Origin of the sequence: Vibrio sp. 10N.222.48.A3 (assembly GCF_041475345.1) — a bacterium.
In the GTDB taxonomy this organism is placed as follows: domain Bacteria; phylum Pseudomonadota; class Gammaproteobacteria; order Enterobacterales; family Vibrionaceae; genus Vibrio; species Vibrio tasmaniensis_A.
Genome location: NZ_JBFRVX010001333.1, coordinates 1 through 1,143 on the forward strand (window position 1 = coordinate 1; position 1,143 = coordinate 1,143).

At 41.5% G+C, this 1,143-nt stretch carries 1 protein-coding gene; it reads left to right on the forward strand.

Translation table 11 applies throughout. The annotated features are described in order from the left end of the window. Positions 1 to 240: 240 nt before the first annotated feature. Positions 241 to 969: an arginine ABC transporter ATP-binding protein ArtP gene (gene artP, locus AB4653_RS26135; protein WP_009846803.1), complete on the forward strand. Its 729-nt coding sequence runs from the start codon at positions 241 to 243 to the stop codon at positions 967 to 969. Positions 970 to 1,143 lie beyond the last annotated feature (174 nt).

Below are 1,143 nucleotides of genomic sequence, written 5' to 3' on the forward strand. Positions count from 1 at the left end.
GCTACAGGTTCTTAGATCTTGTACTGATTTTTTAATTGGAAGAGAAACGTTTGCTTTTCCCTCGATTTCAAGCTTATCAGCAACTTGTGACTTTTGGTTGTAAGACCAGTTATAGCGACTGTTTTCTACGCAACTTTCGTTACAAAAATTCAACAAAATAGTTTTTTATACATTTTTCTTGCATAAAACCTCGAATTGAATAGAATAACCAACAAATGACAATTAATGCAGTATTGTGGCATGAGTATTCAAGTAAAGAGCATCAACAAATCATACGGTAATACCCAAGTTCTTCATGACATCAGCTTTGACTGTGAAAGTGGCGAAACCTTGGTATTGCTTGGCCCAAGCGGCGCGGGCAAGAGTTCATTACTGCGTGTATTGAACCTGTTAGAAATCGCGGACAACGGCGAATTAGACATTGCGAACGAGCAATTCGATTTTTCAAGCCAGATCCAAGAAAAGCAGGGGCTTAAACTTCGTCGTAAAGTTGGCATGGTGTTCCAACAATACAACTTGTGGCCACATATGACGGTGATGGAAAACTTAATTGAAGCTCCCACCAAAGTGGCGGGTTTAGATAAGCAAGAAGCCATCAAGCAAGCTCAAGAAGTACTAAAGACACTTCAACTTGCCGACAAAGCAGACGCTTGGCCACTTCAACTGTCTGGTGGTCAACAACAGCGTGTTGCGATTGCACGTGCGCTGATGATGAAACCGGATGTGTTGTTGTTTGATGAACCAACAGCGGCGCTTGATCCTGAGATCACCAACCAAGTTGTGAGCATTATTAAAGAGTTGAGTGGAACGGGCATTACTCAAGTGGTTGTGACACATGAAGTTGATTTCGCGAAGAAGATTGCTAGCCACGTTCTGTATCTAGAAAAAGGGTACATCGTTGAACACGGCACCAGCGATTCATTCGTTAACCCGCAGACACCCGAGTTTGCCGAGTATTTGACTCATTAAATCTGAGTTAACGCATAAGATTCACGTAACTCACTAGATTTAGCTAAACACAACATCGATTAAAACAATCAAATTATAAAAATGGCCACAGGTCAAAATCACACAGATTCGGAGTAACAAAATGAAAAAGATTCTACTAGCTTCACTTATCGGCCTTTCTTCTGCAGGCATGGC